The organism is Brucella sp. JSBI001 (assembly GCF_026014005.1).
GTDB lineage: Bacteria > Pseudomonadota > Alphaproteobacteria > Rhizobiales > Rhizobiaceae > Brucella > Brucella anthropi.
Genome location: NZ_CP110339.1, coordinates 4,633,775 through 4,658,187 on the forward strand (window position 1 = coordinate 4,633,775; position 24,413 = coordinate 4,658,187).

The window sequence follows — 24,413 nt, forward strand, 5'->3', positions numbered from 1 at the left end:
CGGATAAACCTTCAATCTGAGGTTATTGGAGAAAAGGTGTTTGCCGATAAGCAACGCACCAAAACAGGGGAGATTTTCATGCGTTCTATGCTTCTGGCCTTGCTGGCCGCAACGGCCATTGCCACCTCGGCACAGGCAAAAGACGTAACCGTCGCCGTAACCGCCATCGTTGAACATCCGGCCCTCGACGCCGCGCGCGACGGCGTGAAGGATGCGCTGGCCGAAGCTGGCTACAAGGAAGGCGAAAATCTCAAATTCGTCTATCAGTCCGCACAGGGCAACCCGGCAACCGCAGCACAGATCGCCCGCCAGTTCGTCGGCGAAGGCCCGGATGTGATCGTTCCGATCTCGACACCTTCGGCACAGGCTGTCGTTTCGGCAACCCGCGATATTCCGGTCGTGTTCACCGCTGTTTCCGATCCGCTCGGCGCGCAGCTCGTCAAGGACATGACAAAGCCGGGCGGCAACGTGACCGGTCTTTCCGATATGTCGCCGGTGGCAGAGCACATCAAGCTCATCAAGGAAGTGATGCCGAACATCAAGAAGCTCGGTTATCTCTACAATTCCGGTGAAACCAATTCCGTGTCGCTTCTGGCCGCACTGAAGGAAGCAGCTTCCGCCGAAGGCATCGAAATCGTTGAATCGGCTGCCACCAAGTCGGCTGAAGTTCAGGGTGCAGCGCGCGCCCTCGTCGGCCGTGCGGACGCCATGTATGTTCCGACCGACAACACCATCGTTTCGGCTCTGGAAAGCGCCGTCGGTGTTGCGGAAGAAAGCAAACTGCCGCTCTTCACTGCAGACACGGATTCGGTCAAGCGTGGTGCACTCGCTGCCCTCGGCTTCAACTATTACGATGTCGGCAAGCAGACCGGCGCCGTCGTGGTGAAGATTCTCAAGGGTGAAAAGCCAGGCGATATCGCTGTCGACATCGCCAAGGGCACCGATCTCGTCATCAATCTTGGCGCTGCCAAGAAGATGGGCGTCGAATTCCCGCAGGCTGTTATCGACCGCGCGACCAGCAAGATCGACTGATCGGCCTCCATATTGTAACTGGAACAGGGCGGGATGAACTCCCGCCCTTTTCTTTGAAATCTCTTTCCAACAGTTGAGCCTTTGAAATGCCCGCCATTCGCATCCTTCCCGCTGATGGCAACACCAATGGCTGGAGCAGGATGTTACAGTTCGCACGCCAAATGCAGCGCTCAAAGGCGATATCAAGGCCGACTGGATCGTACTCGGTGCAGGATATGCAGGCTTAGCCGCCGCGCGACGTCTGGCCGAGAACCGCCCCAACGATCAGATTGCATTGATCAATGCGCAGGAAGTCGGAAAAGGGACATCGGGACGCGCTGCAGGCTTTGCCATTGATCTGCCGCACAATGTCAGCTCGTCGATGGAAGAGCTGGCCAAGTCGCACAGCTACCGTGCGCTGGCGCGCGCAGCCATAGACCATCTCAAACAGCAGATTGACCAGCATGGCATCAACTGCGACTGGCGGCAGGATGGAAAGTTTCACGCGGCCGTTTCGGATCAGGAGATGCGTGAGGTTCTTGAACCAACCGTCAAAGAGCTGAGCGCCTTAAGGAACCATTCGACTGGCTTGAAGGCGACGCTCCCACCAAGCGGCTCGGGACAAGCCATTTCAAGGCCGCCATTTTCACCTATGGCACCTCGCTTTTAAACCCGACAGCTCTGGTGCGTGGCCTTGCCGACAGCGTGCGCGCTTTGCCAGGGAGCTATGGCGCGCACGCGGTGAAGTGTGACCGAAAGCGATCGAACCGAATGTTGTGATAGGCCTATTCAACCATCACGGTTTTCCCGGGCTGAATTGCCTCGACAGCTTCCATGTGAAACTATGCTGCAGTGCGCCGTTGGTCGTTCCAATCTGGGTACTGTAGTCGAGGCCAAGGGACCAGCGCCTGCCGATCTGATTGTCAACGCCTACTCCGATTTTGAAGCTGTCACGGTATGATGCGTCGACTTCAATTGCATAAGGCATAAAGCCGCCTATATCCGCATAACCTATTCTTGCCTGACTGGCGCCGGCAAAATCGTGCGAATATTCCAGGCGTCCGCGCAGTTTCAGTATCCCCCAATCCATGGGAACTGAATATTCGGAACGAATGCCGACCGTCGTAGAGAGGAGATCCACGGCCTGCTTGTCGAATGCGAGATTAAAGATGCCCGCGCCTGTTTCATCAAACGCGCCCAGCATTGTATGTGCCGCGTCGAGACGTGCGTAAGGAGAGAGCAGCCACGCATCATTGCGATACTCGTATCCCAACGTAACGGACCCGAAGACTTGCTTGCCGAGACGCTGGCCGCTTGCGGTTTCACCCGTTGCGGTAACATAGCGATTGCTGTCGAATTGCAGCCAGCCATAACCCAGAACCCCGTCAAGAAACATGTTTCGATACGAACGGAAGCTGCCGTAAAGCGCAGTGCTGAACATATCCCCGTCGTTTCGTGTGCCTCGTTCTCCTATGTCAGTGACGACACGCCCATATCCAAAGCTGATGCCGCCGGTGAATGACGGCGAAAAGCGATAATCGATGCCGCCGCTTATGCTGGTACCGGAATTCTTCTGGTTTGTGCCGTTATCATCGTCATTTTTACCGTAAGCCAGCGCGCCATTCGTCCACACTGAAAATTTACGGCGGAACGACGAGCACGCTTCGTTCGGGTCTGCTTGCCGTAGTTTGTCGAGAACATTCAAATCCGGATGCAATTGCTGGCCATCAAGGCTTAAATTGATTCCAACAGAGTTCGCGCGGCATTCGGCGTCACTGTGCAATTGTTCCAGCCGCTGATTGAAGTTTTCCAATTGCGTCTTGGCCAATTGGTTCGCAGTATCGACCTGTGCGCGCACAAGTCCGATGACTTCCTCGTCCTTGGATGGATCCGGACGCGCAACCACATCAATCGTTACAACTGCCGGGTTAGACGCTCCACGAGCGTTTGCAAGCGAATAGGTCAATTTCGTGCCACCGGAGAACGTTGTGGAAGCAGCGAAATAAAGGAAATACGCTTTTCCTTCACGTTTGATCCAGGTGTGACCTGCAGACTGTTCTGGCGTGGTTATAATTCGTGCATCGGTGAAAGGTCCTTCGGTTGCTCCCTCCGTCAGATTCAGAAACGCCGTGGTACCTGCCATCACTCTCATTGAATGGGATTGCGCAACCGGTAATGCTTCAGCGACAACCAGCGTATAGGTCATATGGCCCTCGTGGCCTTCCTTGTCGGTCGCGGTGACCTTCACGTCAAAACTGCCCGCCTCGGTGGGCGTGCCTGTGATGATACCGCTCGTTGCGTCAAGCGTCAGATCGGCCGGCAGCTTGTTCGCAGACCACGTGTAAGCTCCGCTGCCACCTGTGGCTGCAAGCGTGGTTGCAGGATAGGTGACACCGATCCGGCCCGGCGAAAGGCTCGCTGTCGTGATGACCACATCGGCTGGGTCAACATGAACGCCAACATATGCATATTCATTACCAAATACTTTATTTTGGAAGAAGGAAAAAAGGTAATCTCCAGCTTTTGTTGGAGTTCCTTCAATATAACCTAATTTGGAATTATCTGTGCGGTATTTCAAACCCGGAATTTCATCGCAATCATTTTTTATAATTACAAGGATACCAAGTAGCACTTCCATGCTCGCCGGGAAGTATTACTTTAGTATTAACTGGTTTCCCAACCTGGAACTTGTAATCATAGTGCTCATTTTGAGCAAAAGAATTTCCAGTTGGAAATAGCAATGCCATGAAAGTTAATGAAATACCAAAAACTGAATGTATTATTTTCCGAAAAATATAATTTTTATTATATAAAAATATGTTTTGTTTTAATTCTTTCGTAAAAAATAATATAAAATTCAAAATTAAAATATCTTTAAAGACCATTTATTCCTCAGTAATAGTAAATTATAATAGAGAAATTTTCGATCTGATCGAATCAGATCGACACTCTAGCTATTTTTAACGCACATCTTTCCAGAAAACCGTTTCACAATTTTTGTTATGCTCTCTAATTATAAAAAAATAGAAATACTATATGTTATTATATGAATACGGTATTTATTCGATAAAACTACATTACTAAAATTCATTATATATACCAAAAGGTATTTCTCAAACTCCAATAAATTGGATAAGCCACACACATATTTGATCGGACAGCTGGCATAAACAGAAGGACCTAAACACGGGCCTTTGTCTATCGATGTACTAGGAGCCTGAATCAAAAACGACATGTGTGAAAATGGAGATATTCGGGTACTGGAGCGGAGTGTACTTAAAGGTGCGCGAGCACCGGAAAGCAGACAAATCGCCCTTGCAACATAGCCTGGGTGAGCCTTAAGGCTCACCCAGTGCAGAGTGAATTCTTGCAACGGTGCTCCCCCGGAATGGTATTTTTGGGTGCATTTGCAGTGATAATGCTTGCGCACTGCGGTTTTTTGCGTTGTATCCCGAAAACGATATGACAAGAACAACCGTAGTCATTGCGGCAAATGAAATTGAGGGTGCATTTGCGGTCGGCAGGAGCAAGTTCACTCTGTGGGCATAAACCGGGGAAATGTTTCAGGTGACAGTTTCACCGGAAGCGAACTCAGAACAAAACCGGTCGTGACTGAAGCTGGCCGCGCTGAAGCGGCGATCTTTCGTTTTGGTCACGGCGAGAAACAAGGAATGACATTGTGAGTCAGATCGCCTTCTGGGGTGCGGTCGAATTGGGCCTCGTCTTCGCATTTGTAGCCATCGGCGTCTATCTGGCGTTCCGCGTCCTCGATTTCCCCGATCTGACGGTTGACGGTTCGTTTCCGCTGGGCGCTGCCGTAACCGGTGTACTGATTCTGGCGGGAATGAATGCCTGGCTGGCGGCAGCCATCGCCATGGTTGCGGGTGCTGCTGCCGGGCTTGTGACCGCGACGCTGAACGTGCGTTTCAAGATTCTCAATCTTCTCGCCTCCATTCTGACCATGATCGCGCTGTTCTCCGTCAATCTGCGCGTCATGGGGCGTCCGAACATCGCGCTCATCAATCAGGACACCATGCTGACGCCGTTCTTCGGACACGGCATTCCCGAATATTATGTACGTCCGCTGTTCCTTTTCGTGCTGGTCGCCATTGCGGTATTTGTCGTCTGGCGCTTTCTGGAAAGCGATATGGGTCTTGCCATGCGCGCAACCGGCGCCAATCCGAGAATGGCGCGTGCACAGGGCGTTCGCACCGACAGGCAGATCTATCTCGGCATGGCGCTGTCGAACGCACTGGTGGCGCTCGGTGGCTCGCTCTTCGCACAGACCAACGGCTTTGCCGATGTGACCTCCGGCGTCGGCACCATCGTGGTCGGCCTTGCAGCGGTCATCATCGGTGAAACGCTGTTGCGCAGCCGTTTCATTCTGGTGATCCTGATTGGTTGTGTACTCGGCTCGATCATCTATCGTATCGCCATCCAGTTTGCGCTTTCGAATGGTGACGTTCTTGGCCTGCAGGCATCCGATCTCAACATTGCGACCGCCCTTCTCGTTACCTTCGCCCTGATATTGCCGCGCCTGCGTCGCGGAGGAGCATCGGCATGATCGAACTTTCCAATCTCGATGTCGTGTTCGGTCGCGGCACTCCGCTCGAAAAGCAGGTCTTGAACAAGATCAACCTGACCATGGATCAGGGTTCCTTCGTCACGGTCATCGGATCGAACGGCGCAGGCAAATCCACGATGCTGGGTGTTCTTGCAGGCGATGTGATCCCCACCGCTGGCAAAGTGGTCATCAGTGGCAAGGATGTGACCCGCAAGCCCACTGCCGAGCGGGCCGGTCTTGTCGCCCGCGTGTTCCAGGACCCGCTGGCAGGCAGCTGCGGTACGCTGTCAATCGAGGAAAACCTCGCGCTGGCTGCTTCGCGCGGCAAGACGCGCGGCCTCACCCACGCGCTCAATTCCAAGCGTCGCGCATGGTTTCGCGAGCGTGTGGCGAGCCTCAATCTGGGGCTGGAAAACCGTATGCAGGACCGCATGGAACTTCTCTCCGGCGGCCAGCGTCAGGCCCTGTCACTGATCATGGCGACGCTTTCCAGTTCGGAAGTACTGCTGCTCGATGAGCATACAGCAGCGCTTGATCCCGGCATGGCCGAGTTCGTGATGGAACTGACCCGGACGCTGATTGCCGAGAATAAGCTGACCGCGCTGATGGTCACCCATTCCATGCGGCAGGCGCTCGATTATGGCGACCGCACGATCATGCTGCATGGCGGCAAGATCCTGCTCGACGTGACCGGCGACAAGCGCAAGACGCTGGGTGTGGAAGACCTCATCGAAATGTTCCGCAAGGTGCGCGGCCAGACGCTCGATGACGATGCGCTGCTGATCGAATAGGAACCTCGTGTTGACGGCGCGCAGCGCAGTATTGCAACCGTTGTTCCGCTGTGCGTCGCCGACTTTTCATTTCTACATAGGCATCTGGTACAAAGATGCCTTGCTGCCAGCCATTATATGAATGGACTCGACGCCGGAAAGCATAAGGCTGGCGGCGGCTTCGGACTTGAAGCCGGACATGGAGCAGATGGGCTATTTGATACGACAGAGCTTATTGTCTATCTCACCTTGGTGATAGTCATGACGCCGGTCGTAAAACCGTTTCTCTGTACACCATTTTGAAAACTGTGATTAAATTGACTGCTATTGCCGACGTAAACGGGTTTTCCGTTAACGGAAAACGTCTTTCTGCTATCCAAGAGAGTTAACATGAATGCGTTAGCGTCAGGCATATCAATAGCAATAGTCCCTCTGGAGCTTGCACCAAAATCCAGAATTGCTTCTGGATACGGCGCCGCTTCATTCTGGGTCTGAAGAGGATCTCCTCCACTTGTCTGAGCCAGAATATTTAACTGCGGCGAACCATCGGCAAGAGAAATCCGCCATTCACTCTCGGGTGAGTTGCTTGCATAAATCCTATTCGTAGAGAGATTGAATTCCGATGTGTCATACAGTTCCGTTAGGCCAGTGTAAGGTATTACGTGTTCTTCGAAGAAATTTAGTCTGGCATTGTCATAGACAGAAAACTCTCCCCCAGAAAATATTGCGCCCTGAGAAAGTCAGCTGTGAAGCATCATACATTTCAACCCGTACACTACCATAATCACCGCGCGATCTCGTCTCCATTTGAACATGAGGGTGTTCTAAAACCATCGAACCTTCACGCTGTAGAGTTAAGCTGAAAGAACGCTCACTTCCCAGGCATAATGCGCCACCCGTGCGCTGGGTTAACGCAAAGTGGCCAGACAAAATGCCAAACTCTGTGACTGTGTCGATGAAAGTATCAGGATCGCTTTCGGAGTCAGGCCAGTAAACGTCAGAATTGGTACTCAGAGTTAATGATTTTCCTTCAGCATCCATGATAAATCCAGCGCCGACATTTTTACTGAAATCAGTATCTATTTCTTGATCATCTCCACACGATTGGTCATAAACTTGGGTTTCAAATGGGCTCCACTTGGTATATATTTTCATTATTTCTCTTTCTTTGAAGGAAATTTCATAATTCTTGCTGTTTTACATTAGCCATCAGATAAAAAATATTCGGTATGGAATAGGTCACCCGACCGGAATATGATATTGTTCTTAATCTGTCCTAGGCTTCGATAACCATGCAGCACCAAGTCATCCGGCTTATGAGGCGGATGAAAACTATTGCTCAATTTGATCATGGTTTCGAGCTGCTAAGCGTAGCAGCTCGAAATTGGGATGTGGCAAACCCGCAATCGAGGCCGATCTCGGCCTACATTAATCGCAACAGAACTTCGAACAGACTTTAACGCCGAGCGTTTCGAAGTGACTCGACGCTGATTGCCAGCAGACATTGGCGGATGATGGGGATAGCGAGCGCCGCATTTTGGCGGCTTTCGAGAACGGCGCGCTGCAGGCGCTCCATAACGCGCGCAAGGCTTTCGCTAGTCCAGCGGCTTACTGAATTCTCGACCAGTTTCTTACGGTTGAAGAAGATTGGCGGACGAGCCGCAGCCACAACGACGGACGCGCTTTTACGCTCGGTATCGGCAATGTGGCGCAAGGTCTGTACCTGCTGAAACTGGCGCATCGCCGTGTTGAGCAGCAGAAACGGCGCGGTGCCGGATTTCACGACACGGTCGAAGGAGACTTCGAAACGCGGAAGATCGCCAGCCAAAACCGCATCGATCACCTCGTCGGTGGAAAGACCGGCAACATCGCCCACCGCTTCACGCACATCGTCTATATCGATCCGCTCCTTGCCGCGCGCATAGAGGCAGAGCTTTTCGAGTTCACCCCGCGTGGCGAGACGATCACCGCCCAGACTTGCCCGCAGCAGCTGCCGCCCGTCGAGTGTGATCTGCATCTTCCATTCCGCCAGAACGTCATCAATGACACCATCAATACCCCGGCTGTCGTCGGCATAGCAGGGCAAGGCCATACCTGCGGAAGCATTTTCGACAGCGCTGCGCAGACCCGCGCCTTTCTTGAGATCTCCGGCTTCGACCAGAACGAATGTCTCAAGTGGCGGTTCGGTCGCAAGCAGCTTGATCGCTTCCGCCAACTTCTTCTGGCCTGCGGCATTCTTGATCCAGATCAGGCGCTGGCCACCGAACATAGAGATGGTGCGAGCTTCATCGGCGAGTTTCGCCGGGTCGGCTTCGATCTCATCCGCTTCCATGCGAATGACGGCGAACGGGTCGTCCAGCGGCAGTTTGCTTGCTTCGGCAAAACGGCGCGCACGCTCGCTCACCAGCCCCTTGTCGGGGCCGTAAAGCAGCACGACCGGAAACGAACTCGTCGGCCTTGCCAGAAAACTATCGACTTCGTCTGCTTTCTTCTGCGCCATTGCCACTCACTAGCGCAATTCGCTTCCAAACGAAACAGCCACCGGTCGAACTGACGAGCGGCTGCGAAACAAAATGGTTCATAAAGTTACGAGTTATGCTGTGGGAGCGCTGTTTGACTGCGGCCTCTAACTTGAAGCGATGACGGATCATAATTGCCTTTTGACGCGGCGGTGATCCTATCTATCCATGTACTTGTTGGAACGAATAGCGGTGGGCTTTGCAGCCTGACTAAGCCAGTTCTCCGCATCGCGTTACAATATAGGTGTTGTGTTGGTTTGGCTGCTGTAAATGAAAAAGCTCGCCGCAATGAAATGCAACGAGCCTTTATGTTCAAATATTCGTATAATAGATCAGCTCTGAAGCCGGCGGCAAATCTCGTCGAGTTGCTCAAGAGAACTATATCGAATCTTGACCTCACCGCCGCGATCACGATGATTGATCTCAACCTTCATGCCAGTAACATCAGAAAGCAGCTTTTCGAGTGCTTTGGTGTCGGCATCTTTCTCAACAGGTCCTGCTTTACCGGGCTTGGCTTCCGCACCACCGCGTGCTTCCGCCTGCGCAAGCGCTTCCACCTGGCGTACCGACAGACCATCTTTGACAATCCGCTCAGCCAGTGCGGTCGGGTTTTCCATCGTGATGAGACTTCGAGCATGACCTGCCGAAAGCGCACCATCGACAATGAAATCCTGCACGGGTTGCGGCAATTTAAGCAGGCGCAACGTATTGGCGACATGGCTGCGGCTCTTGCCGATCACCTGTGCCAGATCATTCTGCGTATAGTCGTGATTATCGATAAGCTGTTGATATCCCAACGCTTCTTCGACCGCATTCAGGTCGGCGCGCTGCACGTTTTCGATGATCGCGATCTCAAGTGCGACACGATCGTCGACGTCACGAACAATAACCGGGATCGTATCGACACCGGCCCGCTGCGAAGCGCGCCAGCGACGCTCACCAGCAATCAATTCGAACCGGTCCGGCTGCCCTGGTGCCGGTCGCACGACGATCGGCTGTACGACGCCATGTTCCTTGATCGACTGCGCCAGATCCTCCAAGTCACCTTCTGAGAACATGCGACGCGGATTACGCGGATTGCGCGTAACGAATTCAATCGGAACATTCCGTTCGATGGGAACAGGTGCCTTACGCTCTTCGGCAGGGCGGTCGATTTCACCGATCAGCGCCGCTAATCCGCGGCCAAGGCGCTTTTTTGAAGGATCATCATTCATCGTTCGGCTTATTCCTGAATTGTTTCGTCGTCGAATCGATTGGTTTAAGCGGCCTGCAATTGTCGCTCGCGCTGGATAACTTCCGATGCGAGTTGCAAATAGGCCTGACTGCCGGCGCATTTCAAATCGTAGAGAATTGCCGGTTTACCGTGTGATGGTGCTTCCGAGACGCGCACATTACGCGGAATGACAGTACGATAGACCTTCTCACCCATGAAAGCGCGAACATCATCCACCACTTGCGCAGCGAGATTGTTGCGGCTGTCGAACATGGTCAGCACAATACCCTGGATCGAAAGCTCGGCATTGATCGACGACCGCACCTGATCGACCGTCTGCAAAAGCTGGCTCAAGCCTTCCAGGGCAAAGAACTCGCATTGCAGCGGCACCAGAACGGAATCGGCTGCAGCCATGGCGTTCAACGTCAGAAGATTGAGCGACGGTGGGCAATCGACAAGCACATAGGAGAATCGCTCCGACACGGAGGAATCGAACCGCAAAGCATCACGCAAGCGCCGTGTACGATCGGCCGACTGCGCAATTTCCATTTCAATGCCAAGAAGATCCAGCGTCGATGGTACGATATGCAGATTGGGAACATCGGTTGGCATTGCAGCATCAGGAACCGACGATTCCTGCGTCAGCACGTCATAGGAAGACAAAGGCCGGTTGCGGCGATCAATACCCAAACCGGTGCTGGCATTGCCCTGCGGATCGAGATCGACAATCAGTACCGTCTCGCCGATAGCCGCCAATGCCGTAGCCAGATTGATGGCGGTGGTAGTTTTACCCACGCCGCCTTTCTGGTTTGCAATGGTTATGATTCTGGACATTTTGTTCATCACCGTCGCCTTGCTGCTGCCCGCCCCTTCGAAATTTCCAGCCATCAAGCGATTTTGCGCCGAAGATTGGTAATTTCGAGTATGACCGAAGCCTGATCGATAGCACTTTGATGTTGTACCAGATCGAAACTCCAACCGACACGGCTTTCGTCTATCTCACGCTGATAATCCCGACCTTTTTGGAAGAGAGCTTTGGCGCCATTGGTCAGCCACGGCTCCGTCAGACCAAAAAGATCGTTCAGCGACGCCAACGCGCGTGCCGTAACCACTTGTGGTGTTTCAATTTTCTCCCACATCGCTTCAATACGGGCGGAATGGACCCGCGCCGGTACGTGCAAATGTCCCGCTGCAGTGCGCAGGAACGCCGCCTTTTTCCCTGCGCTCTCAATAAGATCGATAACGCCGCCTGGTTGCTCGGCGAGGAAACAGGCCGTCACAATGCCCGGAAATCCGCCGCCAGAACCAATATCCAGCCAGTGTTTGGCGTCACTCGCCAAGGGAAATAGCTGTGCACTATCCAGAATATGACGGGTCCACAACTCGTTCAGAGTAGAGGGGGAGGCAAGATTGATCGCCTTCGACCATTTGCGGAACAAGTCTTCAAAGGCGATCAGGCGGTTCGCTGTTTCACGTGAAACAGCGGGAACGATTGCTTTCAGACTTTCAAAGCGAGTATCGGCGCTCATGCAGCGCCCTGTCCTTCAGACAATTCCGATGCAGCCCGCTGGCGATATCCGAATTTCTTGATCTGTGCGATAAGGAGCGCCAGTGCTGCCGGTGTCATCCCGTCAACGCGCTGCGCCTCGGCAATTGTTTCCGGCTTACGCTGCTTGAGCTTGTGCTTCAACTCATTGGAAAGACCGGATATTCCATCAATGTCCAACCCTGCTGGAATGAGCAGTTGCTCCTCGCGCTCCATCACTGCAATGTCGCTCTTCTGCCGATCCATATAGACGGCATACTGAGCCTCGATCTCCAGCGCTTCCCGCGTTGCCGGATCGACAGCTCCGAGTTCAGGCCAGATCGACTTCAACCGATCCAGATCAATCTCCGGGTAGGACAGAAGATCATAGGCCGAACGGCGCACGCCATCCTGATTGAGACGCAGATCGTAACGGCTGGCCAGATTGGGCGTAATGGTCAGTGACTGTGTCAGTGACCGCGCCTCATCCAACGCTGTTTCCCGCGCTTCAAATCGTTCCTTGCGTGCGTTCCCCAATATACCAAGCTTGTCCGCCAAGGGCGTCAGGCGTTGATCGGCATTATCCGCGCGAAGCGACAGACGGAATTCTGCACGCGATGTAAACATGCGATAAGGTTCGCTGACACCGCGTGACGTCAGATCATCAACCATGACGCCGATATAGGCTTCCGTGCGCTGGATAATGACAGGATCGCCACCAGAAGCTCGACGCGCGGCATTGATGCCCGCGAGCAAGCCTTGTGCGCCCGCTTCTTCATAGCCAGTCGTGCCGTTGATCTGCCCCGCCAGAAACAGACCGGTAACTTTCCGGGTTTCAAGGCTGCGCTTCAACTCACGCGGATCGATGAAATCATATTCAATCGCATATCCGGGCTGCAGCATAGCGGCTTTTTCAAGCCCCGGTATGGTCTTCAATATGTCGAGCTGCACATCTTCCGGAAGCGATGTCGAAATGCCGTTTGGATAAACGGTATCGTCGTCCAGCCCTTCCGGCTCGAGGAATATCTGGTGGCCGTCACGGTCGCCGAACTTGACAATCTTATCTTCCACCGAGGGGCAGTAACGGGGACCAATGCCCTCGATCGAACCAGAATACATAGCCGAACGATGCAGATTGGCCCGAATGACAGCGTGGGTTTCCTGCGTTGTGCGGGTAATGCCACAATCAATCTGCGGTGTGGTGATCCGATCCGTCATGAGAGAGAACGGCACAGGCTCCTCATCGGCGGACTGCATGTCAAGGCTTTGCCAATCAATAGTACGCCCATCCAGTCGTGGCGGCGTGCCTGTTTTGAGACGCCCAAGCGCAAAGCCGAACGAGGTCAGGCGTTCGGAAAGACCAAGCGCTGGCTTTTCGCCCATGCGGCCGGCTGGAATCTTCTTTTCCCCAATATGGATCAACCCATTCAGGAAAGTGCCGGTGGTCAGCACCACAGCGCTACATGACAGGGTCCGCCCATCGGACAAAACAACCCCAGTGATGCGTCCGTGTTCTTCCCGAAGGTCGCGCGCGCCGCCTTCGACAACAAATAGATTGTCCTGAGCCGCGATCATCTTCTGCATTGCAAGCCGATAAAGCTTGCGGTCAGCCTGAGTTCGAGGTCCGCGAACAGCAGGCCCTTTTCGGCGGTTCAGTAGACGAAACTGGATACCGGCTTCATCGGCGACACGCCCCATCAAGCCATCGAGTGCATCGATCTCACGTACAAGATGCCCTTTTCCCAGCCCACCAATGGCAGGGTTGCAGGACATAACGCCAATAGTATCAAAGCGATGTGTTACAAGCGCAGTTCTGGCGCCGGCGCGCGCAGCCGCTGAAGCGGCCTCGCATCCCGCGTGGCCGCCGCCGATCACAATGACATCAAAGACTGTGGCTTCGGTCGAACTCATTTGGTTCATCCTGACGCAACTCGAATCCGTTTCTGAAAGATGTCTCTTTGACACGAATAGGCTTGAAACGGAAGATCAAATTGGTCGTCGACTTGATCAAATCTCGGCGACGAGCCGACTCACGGATGGAGGAGTGAGTCAATCACCTTCGCGAGATTCCACAGATGTTTCACGTGAAACAATTTTCAGGATCAATCGGCCCGTGTTTCACGTGAATCATTTTCCGATGCAGAACTGAGAGAAAATAACGTCCAAAATTTCTTCCACATCGACATCACCAGTAATACGTCCGAGATATTGGGATGCAAGGCGCATGTTCTCTGCGCGGAGTTCAAGCGGAAGGTTTGTACCGTTCATTGCTCTATCGATCTCGGTGACAGTAGATCGCAGAAGGTTGATATGTCTTTGCCGCGTGGGCACGGCATCCTCAATCTGGCCTATCTGTTCTTCCGCGAAATTCTGCAGATTCGTGAGTAATTGGTCCAGTCCTTCGCCAGTTTTTGTTGAAATGCGGTAGGTCCAGCGATCGGCAGATTCAGCATTCAGATCAGCTTTTGTACCGATTTTCCATAAAGCTTCCGGTATTTCGTCGGAAGCGACGGCTATAGGATCGTTCATATCTTCAAGCAGCAGAATCAGATCGGCATCAACCATACGCGCGCGGGCGCGTTCAATCCCGATCTTCTCGACGGAACTATCGGTCTCCCGCAAACCTGCCGTGTCTGTCACGTATACCGGGATACCGCCCAGATCGAGTTTGACCTCCAGAAGATCGCGGGTCGTTCCCGCCTCTTCCGAGATGATCGCTACTTCGCGACCAGCAAGAAAGTTTAGCAGGCTGGATTTACCGGCATTCGGTGCACCAACAATCACGACATGCAGTCCGTCGCGCAACATCGAAGCGCGCTTGCCGCTCGCTATATGGTTCTCGATCTCGCTCTTTAACAGTTCCAGTGACTGCCAGACCTGCTCCGATACGGAACCAGGAACATCGCTTTCATCGGCAAAGTCGAGTTCCGCTTCGATAAAGGCGCGTGCGCGCAACAGACGCTGACGCCATTCCGTATAAAGCTCGCGCTGCGTACCAGAAGCGACCTGCAAAGCAAGCCGCCTCTGTCCCTCGGTTTCTGCGGCGATCAGATCCGCAAAGCCTTCGGCGATCGTCAAGTCCATCTTGCCATTGGAAAAAGCACGTCGCGTAAACTCTCCAGCTTCCGCTATACGGCAACCATGCAGCTCTCCCATTTCCGACAAGAGCTTCTCAACGACTGCTTTGCCGCCATGCAAATGAAATTCGGCGCAATCTTCGCCGGTAAAACTGTTCGGTCCAGGGAAAAAGAGTACAAGTCCTCGGTCGATTGGGTCACCATTTCGGCTACGGAATAGCTTGTAGGCTGCATATCGTGGTGTCGGTATGGAGTCGACTATCGTTTCGAGTACGAATCGAACTTTGGGGCCGGAAATGCGTACCACAGCAACGCCGGATGGCAGACGCCCGCTCGATAAAGCAAAAATCGTATCTTGAAGGGAAGCGATCTCGCTCATTTCATTTCCTGACCTATAATCAATAAGGACGAAAGCAACCAAACGGATGCTGATGGAATGGCATATTCATTCGTGCAGTGAAAGAAAAGCCTTATGACAGAGTTAGACCGCAATCGCCTTGCTGAAGAACCGAGTGCCTATCTGCGCCAGCACGCCAATAATCCTGTTCACTGGCAGCCGTGGGGTAAAGAGGCGTTGGATGCTGCGAAGGAGCTCGACCGGCCCATTCTGCTTTCGGTTGGCTATGCGGCCTGCCACTGGTGTCACGTCATGGCGCATGAGTCCTTTGAAAATCCCGAAGTGGCGGAAGTAATGAATGCCTTGTTTGTCAATGTGAAAGTGGACCGCGAGGAACGGCCCGACCTAGACCAGATATATATGGCAGCGCTTGGAGCGATGGGACAACAGGGCGGCTGGCCGCTCACCATGTTTTTGAGGCCAGATGGCAAGCCCTTCTGGGGAGGAACCTACTTTCCCCCGCACAAGCGCCACAACATGCCCGGCTTTGTCGATGTGCTGCATGCGGTTAATAACCTTTGGAATAAGGATAAAGAAAAAATTAACCATAATGCGCAGGCTGTGTTCGATCATCTCGAAGGCAGGCTGGCAGCGCAGATCGCGCCGGTGGTGAACGAAGTCGAACGATTTGACGAGATTGCGACACGCATCAACAGCCTGATTGATCCGGTCCGGGGCGGAATAGAAGGAGCACCGAAATTCCCCAACGCGCCTTTCATGGACAATCTGTGGCTCTCTTGGCTCTACGGGCGTAATGAGACGCATCGGGACAATTTCCTCCTGTCTCTCAAGGTGATGCTGCAGGGCGGGATTTACGACCATCTGGGTGGTGGGCTTTGCCGCTATTCCACCGATGCCAATTGGCTGGTCCCGCATTTTGAAAAAATGCTCTACGACAATGCTCAATTCATTCGACATGCGAATTACGCTTTCGCCGAAACCGGAAATGATTTGTTTCGTTTACGAATCGAAGAAACTATCGATTGGTTGATCCGTGAAATGCGTTTGCCCGACGGAAGTTTTGCATCCAGCCTCGATGCCGACAGCGAAGGCGAAGAAGGACGGTTTTACGTCTGGAGCGAGCAGGAAATCGATCAGGCGCTTGGCAACGATAGCAAAACCTTCAAGGACTATTACGGCGTCACAGCGGGTGGAAACTGGGAAGGCCAGAACATTCTGAATCGCCTTGATGCCGTCGATGGTGATGCGATCCTGCCGCCATTGATCGAAACATCGCGGCAAAAACTGCTGGCACGTCGTGAATTGCGGGTACGGCCCGGACGCGATGAAAAAGCACTGACCGACTGGAACGGACTTGCTATCCGGGCATTGGCCGAAGCAGGTCGGAGTTTTGGAAGACAGAACTGGATCGACCTCGCGGTTGATGCCTATCGCTCCATAGCGAGCAGTTTTCGTGATGGACGCATCGCACATTGCCGCATGGAAAACTCTCTTCTCTACCCTGCCCTTTCGACCGATTATGCATCGATGATCAACGCAGCTATAGCCCTTTATGAGGCAACGAGCGAATGGGCTTATATCGATGACGCATTGAAACTCAAAAAGGCGCTCGATGACAGCCATCGCGATGGTGCCGGTAATTATCGCCTGTCGGCGCTGGACGCTGATGACGTCATCCTGCACGCTTATGGCAATTATGATGAAGCGATACCGAGCGCGACCAGCCAGATCATCGAAGCACTGACAAGACTGTTTCTGGTGACGGGCAATATCGATCTCTATCAAAGCAATGAGAAGCTGATCGAACAGGCGCTTGGCCGAGCCTTCGCACAGCAATATGGGCAAATTGGAATATTGAATGCGGCCCGTTTTGCAGCTGAACCACTTTCTCTTGTCGTGGCCTCAGACGATAACGCCGAAGAACTTGTTTCGACAGCGAATCGAAATCCAGACCCAAGACGCGTCGACAAGTTCGTGCGGTTCGAGATTGGCAAGACAGTAGAGCTACCGACCGGGGGAACTGCAGAGCCTGAGCATCCATCAGCCTGGTTCTGCAAGGGACATGTCTGTCTGCCGCCTGTCCAGAACGCTGATGCTTTGCGACTGCTCCTCGGCAAGGCATCCTGAAATAAGAAGCGCCGCAACGGTTTCCCGTGCGGCGCTTCTCAAACGGTTTGAACCGAGTAATTTTTACGTATTCATCGAATCGAAGAATTCGGAATTGCTCTTGGTCTGCTTGAGCTTGTCGATAAGGAATTCGATCGCATCGGTCGTGCCCATCGGCGCGAGGATACGGCGCAGAACAAAAATCTTCTGCAGATCGGCGCGCGGTACGAGCAGGTCTTCCTTGCGGGTGCCGGACTTGAGAATGTCCATGGCCGGGAAGATGCGCTTGTCGGCAACCTTACGGTCAAGCACGATTTCCGAGTTACCGGTGCCCTTGAATTCTTCAAAGATCACTTCGTCCATACGGCTGCCCGTATCGATCAGCGCGGTTGCGATGATGGTCAGCGAACCGCCTTCTTCGATATTGCGCGCAGCGCCGAAGAAACGCTTCGGGCGCTGCAATGCATTGGCATCCACACCACCGGTCAGAACCTTGCCGGAAGACGGCACAACCGTGTTGTAAGCGCGGCCCAGACGGGTGATCGAGTCGAGCAGAATCACAACATCGCGACCATGTTCGACAAGGCGCTTGGCCTTTTCGATGACCATTTCAGCCACCTGAACGTGACGCGCTGCCGGTTCATCGAAGGTCGAGGAAATCACTTCGCCCTTCACCGAGCGCTGCATGTCGGTCACTTCTTCCGGACGTTCGTCGATCAGAAGAACGATCAGATAGCATTCTGGATGATTTGCGGTGATCGAATGGGCGATGTTCTGGAGAAGAACAGTCTTACCGGTACGTGGCGGAGCGACGATCAGGCCGCGCTGGCCCTTGCCGAGCGGTGCCACCAGATCGATGACACGCGGCGAAAGATCCTTGGAAGTTGGAACTTCCAGTTCCATCTTGAAGCGCTCATTCGGGTAGAGCGGCGTCAGATTGTCGAAGTGAACCTTGTGCCGGATCTTTTCCGGATCTTCGAAATTGATCGAATTAACCTTGAGCAGCGCGAAATAACGTTCGCCTTCCTTGGGACCGCGGATCGGACCTTCGACCGTATCACCGGTCTTGAGAGAAAAACGACGCAGCTGCGAGGGTGAAATATAAATATCGTCTGGGCCCGGCAGGTAGTTGGCATCAGCAGAGCGCAGGAAGCCAAATCCATCCTGCAGCACCTCAACGACGCCCTCGCCGATAATTTCGACGTCCTGGGCCGCCAGCTTCTTGAGGATCGCGAACATCAGTTCCTGCTTGCGCATGGCGCTCGCGTTTTCGACCTCAAGTGTTTCGGCAAAAGCCAGCAGCTCCACCGGTGTCTTGTTCTTTAGTTCTTGTAGTTTCATTTCCTGCATGGATGAGGAACTCTTTTTAAAATGTAAGGAGAAAATGCAGTTGTTCGGAAAGGTGGCCACCTGAATGTCGTGACCGGCATCGAAGGCCTGCTGTCTTGAAGGGAAGAGGCTTCCTACATACTGACTTGCAGCATGCAGAGCAAGCCTCATGTAGGGATAGCGCGAAATTTCTGCAACAGAAAAATGGCAGAAACCCGGCGAGCGGGTTTCTTTCTCGACACTGTATTCCGATTAAAACGGCTTAACGATCACCAGTATGACGATCAGAATCATCAGAATCGTCGGCACTTCATTGATGATTCGCCAGTGTTTGGCCGAGCGCATATTGCGGTCTTCAGCAAAAAGTCGGGTCGACTTGGCGAGATAGCCGTGCAGGCCGGACATCAGCACGACCAGCAGCAGTTTTGCATGCAGCCAGCCACCCTGGAAACCGAAGATTTCCCAAGCCATCCAGAGACCGGCAATCCAGGTCACGATCATGGCCGGATTGATGATGAAGCGCAGCAACCGTTTCTCCATCACCTTGAAGGTCTCCGATGTTTCGGAACCAGGCTTTGCAGCGCAGTGATAGACGAAGAGGCGCGGCAGATAGAGCATCCCGGCCATCCATGCGATGACGGCAATCACATGCAGCGACTTGATCCAGAGATAGGCGTCGGCTGGATTCACGTGAAACAATGCCCAAACGCCAAGCGCGACCACAACCAGCGAAACAACAGTGCGAATGGCGACTGCCGAGCCGCGATTTTCCGGAGCTGTCTGGCTCATGATTTTCCTCCGCGAATACGGTCGATCATGCGCTGAACATTTTCAATCGGCGCCTGCGGTGTGATTCCGTGACCGAGATTGAAGATCAGCGGACCCTGACCGAGGCGTTCGAGAATGGTGTCCACGCCTTCATCCAGCGCATTGCCGCCTGCTACAACGCGCAGCGGATCGAGATTGCCCTGTATCGCGCCTTCTTCCTGAAGGGCGGCAGCAAAGGAAAAGGGAACAGACCAGTCGAGACCGAGCGCATCCACACCGGTCTTTTCACGATAGCCTGCATAAAGCATTCCTGCCCCTTTCGGGAAGCCGATGATGCGCGCCTCTGGATAAACCGCCCTCACCTTCTGGACGATCCGGGCAACGGGCCGGATGCAGAAACGCTCAAAGCAGTCCTCATCCAAAACGCCCGACCATGAATCGAAAATCTGAACCGCATCAGCACCGGCATCCAGCTGCTCGATAAGATATTCGGCAGAAACATCGGCAAGATCGTTCAGGAGCTTTTCAAAAGCTTCGGGGAAGCGATAGGCGAAAAGACGGGCGGGCGCCTGATCCGGCGTGCCGTGACCGGCAATCATATAGGTCGCAACGGTCCAGGGAGCGCCACAGAAGCCCAGCAGCGTGGTTTCGTCGGGCAACTGCTCGCGCAGCAGCCGAACCGTCTCGTAGACCGGCTCCAGCCTTTTGGCGACACCTTCCGTCTCAAGCCAGAAAATCTCGTCCGCATCAATCGGTGTCATCAAAGGTCCCTTGCCTTCTTCAAAGCGAAGGTCACGTCCAAGGGCGTGGGGAATGACAAGAATATCTGAAAAGAGAATGGCTGCATCAAAGCCAAACCGGCGGATCGGCTGAAGGGTCACTTCGACAGCAAGATCGGGCGAATAGCAGAGATCGAGAAAGCTCCCCGCCTTTTTCCGCGTCTCGCGATATTCGGGAAGATAGCGTCCGGCCTGGCGCATCATCCAGATGGGAGGTGGAAAGACCGTTTCACCGTCAATCACTCTCAAGACTTTGCGCTTCATCTGATTTTTATCCGCCCTGTTGGTTACCTGATCCGGTTTGGTCTGAAGTTATCCAGTCCGGCTCTCATAAAGAAAGGATGATTCAGGAATCTTTTGATTCTTAGAGTCTGTTGGAATCGGGGATTAAGGTCTGTCCCTGTTTTCCCCACAGTTCCGAATTTGCCATGTCATCCTGTGCAATCATTCACCGATAGTCTGACCAAATACAATGAAAACTCAATTCCCTCTTTTAATATAAAGGGTTACCAATTGACGCAGTTCATGAGGATTTGTGGAAAAGCTGGGAATTACGATGGGATTTCGCGTTTTCATGAGTCTTGTCCACACATGTTGATGACCACTCGCCACATGTTCGCCCGCTGTGGATGACTTGCCAAGTTTCCCACGGCCTGCCATGGCTTGTGGAAGACGTTCGGCCTTTACGCACAGCCGTCAACAGGAGGGCAACAAAACTGTGACCAGACCGCTTTCCTACTTTCATCTTCATCTTATTTCTGATGCGACGGGAGAGACTCTCCTCGCGGCGGGTCGTGCGGCAGCGGCGCAATATGCCAATGCGCGTGCCATCGAGCACATCTATCCGCTGATCCGTACCGAAAAGCAGTTGCGCAAGGTTCTTGAGGGCATCGATGCGGAACCCGGCATCGTTCTCTATACGATTGTCGACCAGAAGCTGGCGGCGATCATTGATGAATCCTGCGCGGAAATGGGCGTGCCGAGCGTTTCCGTGCTGGAGCCGGTGCTGAACACGTTTCAATCCTATCTCGGTGCGCCCGCGCATCGCCGCGCCAGCGCACAGCATGTTCTCAATGCCGATTATTTCCGGCGCATCGACGCGCTCAATTTCACAATGGAACATGATGACGGGCAATTGCCTTATGACATTGAGGAAGCCGACGTCATTCTTGTTGGCATTTCACGCACATCCAAGACACCGACAAGCATCTATCTCGCCAATCGTGGCATCAAGGCCACCAATGTTCCGATTGTGCTGGGGATTCCCTTGCCCGAAGTCCTTTTCACGGCGAAGCGTCCATTGATCGTGGGACTGGTCGCGACGGCTGAACGGATTTCGCAAATCCGCCAGAACCGGCCGCTCGGCAATGTGCCGTCGCTGGATACGGGTCTTTATACGGATCGCGTATCGATCTCGGAAGAGCTGGCCTATGCGCGTAATATATGCAACCGAAACGGCTGGCCAATCATTGATGTATCGCGCCGGTCGATCGAGGAAACCGCAGCTGCCATTCTGGCGCTGCTCCGTGCGCATAGCGAAAAGGGATAAACAAGGATTCCTGTCATGACGGACAAACTCGTTCTTGCCTCTAAAAGCCCCTTCCGTTCGGCGTTGCTGAAGAATGCCGGCATAGAGTTTTCAACAGCAAGCGCGGATATCGACGAGCGCGCGGTCGAAGCCCCGCTTTATGAAACGGGCGCTACGCCGGAAGAAGTCGCACAGGTTCTGGCCGAGGCGAAGGCGCTCGACGTAAGCGAGAAGAACCCCGGCGCGGTGGTGATCGGCTGCGATCAGACTCTGTCACTCGGTGACGAGATTTTCCACAAGCCCGCCGATATGGAAGCGGCGCGCCGCCAGCTTCTGAAATTTTCCGGAAAGACCCATCAGCTCAACAGTGCGGTTGTGCTTGTGAAGGACGGCAAAACCCTGTGGCGCCACGTTTCGATTGCCCGCATGACCATGCGCGATCTGGATCCCGGTTTTGTCGGGCGTTATCTCGGTCGTGTGGGGGACGTCGCGCTTTCGAGCGTCGGCGCCTATCAGGTCGAAGGACCGGGCATCCAGCTTTTCGACAAGATCGAAGGCGATTATTTCACGATTATCGGTCTGCCGCTGCTGCCGCTGCTGGCTGAACTGCGGAAGGAAAAACTGATCGATGGCTAAGAAGGCGTTTGTCACCGGCTTTCCGATAAAACATTCGCGGTCGCCGCTGATCCATGGTTTCTGGCTTGATGAACTTGGGATCGACGGTTCTTATGAGGCGATAGAAGTGAAGCCGGAGGATTTCGGCTTCTTTGCTTCGTCGCTTGCCGAAAACGGTTTTGCCGGTGGCAATGTCACCATTCCCCACAAGGAAGCAGCCTATGCTGCGGTGGAAAGTCTGGATGAGGCCGCGAAGGCCATCGGCGCGGTCAACACGCTTTGGCTTGAAAATGGCAGGCTCAATGGCGGCAATACCGATGCCTATGGTTTTGCCGCCAATCTCGATGCATCGGCTTCCGGCTGGGATAATGCCGACAGTGCCCTCGTTCTGGGCGCTGGTGGCGCAAGCCGGGCAATCGCCCACGCGCTGTTGTCGCGCGGCTTTAAGAAAGTCGCCATCGTCAATCGCACGGTGAGTCGGGCGCAAGATCTCGCAACCCATTTCGGACCACGTGTCTCGGCGTATGGCTGGGATGCGGCGCAAAAACTGGTCTCCGACGCCGGATTGATCGTCAACACGACATCGCTTGGCATGAGCGGCCATGACGAGCAGGAAGTATTTCCGCTCGATCTTGGCAAGGCGTCGCGAAAGGCAGTCGCCACCGATATTGTTTATGTACCGCTCAAGACGCCATTTCTGAAAAAGGCCGAAGAAGCAGGTCTGGTGACAGTGGATGGTCTTGGCATGTTGCTGCATCAGGCCGTTCCAGGTTTCGAGCGCTGGTTCGGCAAAAGGCCGCTAGTGACGAAAGCGCTGCGTGAGCATATTCTGGCGGATATGGCAAAGGCTGGCGCTCTATGATCGTGCTCGGATTAACCGGCTCCATCGGAATGGGGAAAACAACGGCGGCGAACATGTTCGCCGAAGCCGGTGTGCCGATCTATAGCGCCGACGACACCGTGCACCAGCTCTATTCCGGTCGCGCGGCCCCGCTGATCGAGGCTGCGTTTCCGGGCACTGTGGAAAACGGTGCGGTCAATCGGGAAAAACTTTCCGCTGCCGTCATCGGAAAGCCCGAAGCCCTGAAGAAACTGGAAGCCATCGTTCATCCGCTTGTGCGTGAGGAAGAAGAAGCCTTTCGCCGCAATGCGGAGCAAGCTGGCGCCGCTCTAGCACTGATCGATATTCCGCTGCTTTTTGAAACCGGCGGCGACAAGCGTGTGGACAAGATAGTGGTTGTCTCAGCCCCTGCCGAGATACAGCACATTCGCGTGCTTGCGCGACCGGGCATGACGGAAGAAAAACTCGATGCCATTCTCGCCCGTCAGACGCCGGATGCGGAAAAGCGTGCGAGAGCCGATTTCATTATCGATACGAGCGGTAGTTTCGACAATCTGCGCCGTCAGATTACCGAAATTGTTGCGGAATTGAGTGGAAAGCCGGCGGTCGCGACAGAATAATCGCGGGCGCTGTGTTACAGCTGTTCGAGATATTTTCCGAGAGGTTCTTCAATGCGTGAAATCGTTTTCGATACGGAAACCACCGGTCTGGAAAGGCTCGAGGACCGTGTGATCGAAATCGGCGGCGTGGAACTGATCAACAAGTTTCCCACAGGCCGCACTTTCCATAAATACATCAACCCGCAGGGGCGTCAGGTTCATCCCGAAGCGCTCGCGGTCCACGGCATCAGCAATGAACAATTGCTGGACAAGCCGACATTCGCGGAAGTTCTGGACGAGTTTCTCGAATTTTTCGACGGGGCCAAGCTGGTGGCACACAATGCCATGTTCGACCTTGGCTTCATCAATGCTGAACTGGCAAGGCTCGGACAGGCTGAAATCCAGTCGGAGCGCATCATCGATACATTGGCGCTTGCCCGCCGCAAGCATCCGATGGGTCCGAATTCACTCGACGCCTTGTGCAAGCGCTACGGCATCGAGAATGGACACCGTACCCTGCACGGGGCATTGCTCGATTCCGAGATTTTGGCCGAAGTCTATATAGAACTGATCGGCGGCAAGCAGACAGCGCTTGGGCTCAGCATGGGCGGTGCTGTCAGCGGCAACAATGCCGGAGAGAGCGGCGCTGCCATCGTTCTTGCCGCGCGCCCGAGGCCGCTTGCTCCACGCATTTCCGATGCGGAGCGCGCTGCTCACGCCGCACTTGTGGACAAGCTGGGCGAAAAAGCCATCTGGAAAAAGTACTGAGTAAGTCTCAGAAGCGGATATGAAAAAAGCCCGGTCGAAACCG

At 53.9% G+C, this 24,413-nt stretch carries 21 protein-coding genes; 10 read left to right on the top strand and 11 right to left on the bottom strand.

What is annotated here, in order from left to right; genetic code table 11:
- Nucleotides 1–78 precede the first annotated feature (78 nt).
- Together LJ361_RS22210 and LJ361_RS22215 are read left to right on the top strand one after the other, a co-directional pair.
- Complete coding sequence (locus LJ361_RS22210; protein ID WP_010657637.1) at nucleotides 79–1,032, top strand: ABC transporter substrate-binding protein; 954 nt, start codon at nucleotides 79–81, stop codon at nucleotides 1,030–1,032.
- A 241-nt stretch (nucleotides 1,033–1,273) separates the two neighbouring features.
- Nucleotides 1,274–1,681 (top strand): FAD-dependent oxidoreductase, encoded by a 408-nt coding sequence (locus LJ361_RS22215; protein ID WP_235691737.1) that lies wholly within the window; start codon nucleotides 1,274–1,276, stop codon nucleotides 1,679–1,681.
- Between the two features lie 126 nt (nucleotides 1,682–1,807).
- Here the strand turns inward: LJ361_RS22215 and LJ361_RS22220 are convergent, their stop codons facing one another.
- Complete coding sequence (locus LJ361_RS22220; protein ID WP_264812303.1) at nucleotides 1,808–3,649, bottom strand: autotransporter domain-containing protein; 1,842 nt, start codon at nucleotides 3,647–3,649, stop codon at nucleotides 1,808–1,810.
- Nucleotides 3,650–4,690: 1,041 nt separating this feature from the next.
- Between LJ361_RS22220 and LJ361_RS22225 the strand changes: the two genes are divergently transcribed.
- Both LJ361_RS22225 and LJ361_RS22230 read left to right on the top strand, forming a co-directional pair.
- The gene (locus tag LJ361_RS22225) at nucleotides 4,691–5,575 is read left to right on the top strand and encodes an ABC transporter permease (RefSeq protein WP_010657640.1); all 885 of its coding nucleotides are present in this window, start codon (nucleotides 4,691–4,693) and stop codon (nucleotides 5,573–5,575) included.
- Entirely contained in the window at nucleotides 5,572–6,366 is a 795-nt protein-coding gene (locus LJ361_RS22230; protein WP_036579538.1) for an ABC transporter ATP-binding protein, read from the top strand. Before LJ361_RS22225 ends, LJ361_RS22230 begins: the two co-directional genes overlap by 4 nt.
- A gap of 672 nt (nucleotides 6,367–7,038) precedes the next feature.
- On the opposite strand, the gene LJ361_RS22235 is transcribed toward LJ361_RS22230, so the two are convergent.
- The 7 genes from LJ361_RS22235 to mnmE form a co-directional block, all read right to left on the bottom strand.
- Entirely contained in the window at nucleotides 7,039–7,500 is a 462-nt protein-coding gene (locus tag LJ361_RS22235) for a hypothetical protein (protein ID WP_264812304.1), read from the bottom strand.
- 301 nt (nucleotides 7,501–7,801) lie between these two features.
- Entirely contained in the window at nucleotides 7,802–8,845 is a 1,044-nt protein-coding gene (gene holA / locus LJ361_RS22240) for a DNA polymerase III subunit delta (protein WP_010657643.1), read from the bottom strand.
- 351 nt (nucleotides 8,846–9,196) lie between these two features.
- Nucleotides 9,197–10,078, bottom strand: coding sequence for a ParB/RepB/Spo0J family partition protein (locus tag LJ361_RS22245; protein WP_010657644.1), 882 nt, complete (start codon nucleotides 10,076–10,078; stop codon nucleotides 9,197–9,199).
- A 44-nt stretch (nucleotides 10,079–10,122) separates the two neighbouring features.
- A complete protein-coding gene (locus LJ361_RS22250) occupies nucleotides 10,123–10,920 on the bottom strand; it encodes a ParA family protein (RefSeq protein ID WP_010657645.1) in 798 nt (265 codons plus the stop codon).
- A gap of 44 nt (nucleotides 10,921–10,964) precedes the next feature.
- Nucleotides 10,965–11,606, bottom strand: coding sequence for a 16S rRNA (guanine(527)-N(7))-methyltransferase RsmG (gene rsmG / locus LJ361_RS22255; RefSeq protein ID WP_010657646.1), 642 nt, complete (start codon nucleotides 11,604–11,606; stop codon nucleotides 10,965–10,967).
- Entirely contained in the window at nucleotides 11,603–13,513 is a 1,911-nt protein-coding gene (gene mnmG / locus LJ361_RS22260) for a tRNA uridine-5-carboxymethylaminomethyl(34) synthesis enzyme MnmG (RefSeq protein WP_010657647.1), read from the bottom strand. The genes rsmG and mnmG overlap by 4 nt, the downstream gene beginning before the upstream one ends.
- A gap of 216 nt (nucleotides 13,514–13,729) precedes the next feature.
- Nucleotides 13,730–15,058 (bottom strand): tRNA uridine-5-carboxymethylaminomethyl(34) synthesis GTPase MnmE, encoded by a 1,329-nt coding sequence (gene mnmE, locus LJ361_RS22265; protein ID WP_010657648.1) that lies wholly within the window; start codon nucleotides 15,056–15,058, stop codon nucleotides 13,730–13,732.
- 93 nt (nucleotides 15,059–15,151) lie between these two features.
- On the opposite strand from mnmE, the gene LJ361_RS22270 reads away from it, so the two are divergent.
- Nucleotides 15,152–17,164: a thioredoxin domain-containing protein gene (locus LJ361_RS22270; protein WP_010657649.1), complete on the top strand. Its 2,013-nt coding sequence runs from the start codon at nucleotides 15,152–15,154 to the stop codon at nucleotides 17,162–17,164.
- Between the two features lie 63 nt (nucleotides 17,165–17,227).
- Here the strand turns inward: LJ361_RS22270 and rho are convergent, their stop codons facing one another.
- The 3 genes from rho to hemE form a co-directional block, all read right to left on the bottom strand.
- Nucleotides 17,228–18,493, bottom strand: coding sequence for a transcription termination factor Rho (rho, locus tag LJ361_RS22275; RefSeq protein WP_012091070.1), 1,266 nt, complete (start codon nucleotides 18,491–18,493; stop codon nucleotides 17,228–17,230).
- Between the two features lie 231 nt (nucleotides 18,494–18,724).
- Nucleotides 18,725–19,261, bottom strand: coding sequence for a protoporphyrinogen oxidase HemJ (hemJ, locus tag LJ361_RS22280; protein WP_010657651.1), 537 nt, complete (start codon nucleotides 19,259–19,261; stop codon nucleotides 18,725–18,727).
- Nucleotides 19,258–20,283, bottom strand: coding sequence for a uroporphyrinogen decarboxylase (hemE, locus tag LJ361_RS22285; protein ID WP_010657652.1), 1,026 nt, complete (start codon nucleotides 20,281–20,283; stop codon nucleotides 19,258–19,260). The genes hemJ and hemE overlap by 4 nt, the downstream gene beginning before the upstream one ends.
- A 454-nt stretch (nucleotides 20,284–20,737) precedes the next feature.
- On the opposite strand from hemE, the gene LJ361_RS22290 reads away from it, so the two are divergent.
- From LJ361_RS22290 to dnaQ, 5 genes are read left to right on the top strand one after another with little or no spacing between them, the layout of a single operon-like run.
- Entirely contained in the window at nucleotides 20,738–21,568 is an 831-nt protein-coding gene (locus LJ361_RS22290) for a pyruvate, water dikinase regulatory protein (protein ID WP_010657653.1), read from the top strand.
- A 15-nt stretch (nucleotides 21,569–21,583) separates the two neighbouring features.
- Nucleotides 21,584–22,183, top strand: a complete 600-nt coding sequence (locus LJ361_RS22295; RefSeq protein WP_010657654.1) for a Maf-like protein — start codon at nucleotides 21,584–21,586, stop codon at nucleotides 22,181–22,183.
- Nucleotides 22,176–23,024, top strand: a complete 849-nt coding sequence (locus LJ361_RS22300; protein WP_010657655.1) for a shikimate dehydrogenase — start codon at nucleotides 22,176–22,178, stop codon at nucleotides 23,022–23,024. Before LJ361_RS22295 ends, LJ361_RS22300 begins: the two co-directional genes overlap by 8 nt.
- The gene (gene coaE / locus LJ361_RS22305) at nucleotides 23,021–23,623 is read left to right on the top strand and encodes a dephospho-CoA kinase (protein WP_010657656.1); all 603 of its coding nucleotides are present in this window, start codon (nucleotides 23,021–23,023) and stop codon (nucleotides 23,621–23,623) included. The genes LJ361_RS22300 and coaE overlap by 4 nt, the downstream gene beginning before the upstream one ends.
- A gap of 51 nt (nucleotides 23,624–23,674) precedes the next feature.
- On the top strand, nucleotides 23,675–24,370 hold the full coding sequence (dnaQ, locus tag LJ361_RS22310) for a DNA polymerase III subunit epsilon (RefSeq protein ID WP_010657657.1): 696 nt from the start codon (nucleotides 23,675–23,677) through the stop codon (nucleotides 24,368–24,370).
- The last annotated feature ends 43 nt before the right edge of the window (nucleotides 24,371–24,413 follow it).

What these genes read in the sequence shown, in the direction of transcription:
- LJ361_RS22210 (WP_010657637.1), top strand. Translation starts at nt 79, where the DNA reads ATGCGTTCTATGCTTCTGGCCTTGCTGGCCGCAACGGCCATTGCCACC.
- LJ361_RS22220 (WP_264812303.1), bottom strand. Translation starts at nt 3,649, where the DNA reads ATGGAAGTGCTACTTGGTATCCTTGTAATTATAAAAAATGATTGCGAT.
- LJ361_RS22230 (WP_036579538.1), top strand. Translation starts at nt 5,572, where the DNA reads ATGATCGAACTTTCCAATCTCGATGTCGTGTTCGGTCGCGGCACTCCG.
- LJ361_RS22235 (WP_264812304.1), bottom strand. Translation starts at nt 7,500, where the DNA reads ATGAAAATATATACCAAGTGGAGCCCATTTGAAACCCAAGTTTATGAC.
- holA (WP_010657643.1), bottom strand. Translation starts at nt 8,845, where the DNA reads ATGGCGCAGAAGAAAGCAGACGAAGTCGATAGTTTTCTGGCAAGGCCG.
- LJ361_RS22245 (WP_010657644.1), bottom strand. Translation starts at nt 10,078, where the DNA reads ATGAATGATGATCCTTCAAAAAAGCGCCTTGGCCGCGGATTAGCGGCG.
- LJ361_RS22250 (WP_010657645.1), bottom strand. Translation starts at nt 10,920, where the DNA reads ATGAACAAAATGTCCAGAATCATAACCATTGCAAACCAGAAAGGCGGC.
- rsmG (WP_010657646.1), bottom strand. Translation starts at nt 11,606, where the DNA reads ATGAGCGCCGATACTCGCTTTGAAAGTCTGAAAGCAATCGTTCCCGCT.
- mnmG (WP_010657647.1), bottom strand. Translation starts at nt 13,513, where the DNA reads ATGAGTTCGACCGAAGCCACAGTCTTTGATGTCATTGTGATCGGCGGC.
- mnmE (WP_010657648.1), bottom strand. Translation starts at nt 15,058, where the DNA reads ATGAGCGAGATCGCTTCCCTTCAAGATACGATTTTTGCTTTATCGAGC.
- LJ361_RS22270 (WP_010657649.1), top strand. Translation starts at nt 15,152, where the DNA reads ATGACAGAGTTAGACCGCAATCGCCTTGCTGAAGAACCGAGTGCCTAT.
- rho (WP_012091070.1), bottom strand. Translation starts at nt 18,493, where the DNA reads ATGCAGGAAATGAAACTACAAGAACTAAAGAACAAGACACCGGTGGAG.
- hemJ (WP_010657651.1), bottom strand. Translation starts at nt 19,261, where the DNA reads ATGAGCCAGACAGCTCCGGAAAATCGCGGCTCGGCAGTCGCCATTCGC.
- hemE (WP_010657652.1), bottom strand. Translation starts at nt 20,283, where the DNA reads ATGAAGCGCAAAGTCTTGAGAGTGATTGACGGTGAAACGGTCTTTCCA.
- LJ361_RS22295 (WP_010657654.1), top strand. Translation starts at nt 21,584, where the DNA reads ATGACGGACAAACTCGTTCTTGCCTCTAAAAGCCCCTTCCGTTCGGCG.
- LJ361_RS22300 (WP_010657655.1), top strand. Translation starts at nt 22,176, where the DNA reads ATGGCTAAGAAGGCGTTTGTCACCGGCTTTCCGATAAAACATTCGCGG.
- coaE (WP_010657656.1), top strand. Translation starts at nt 23,021, where the DNA reads ATGATCGTGCTCGGATTAACCGGCTCCATCGGAATGGGGAAAACAACG.
- dnaQ (WP_010657657.1), top strand. Translation starts at nt 23,675, where the DNA reads ATGCGTGAAATCGTTTTCGATACGGAAACCACCGGTCTGGAAAGGCTC.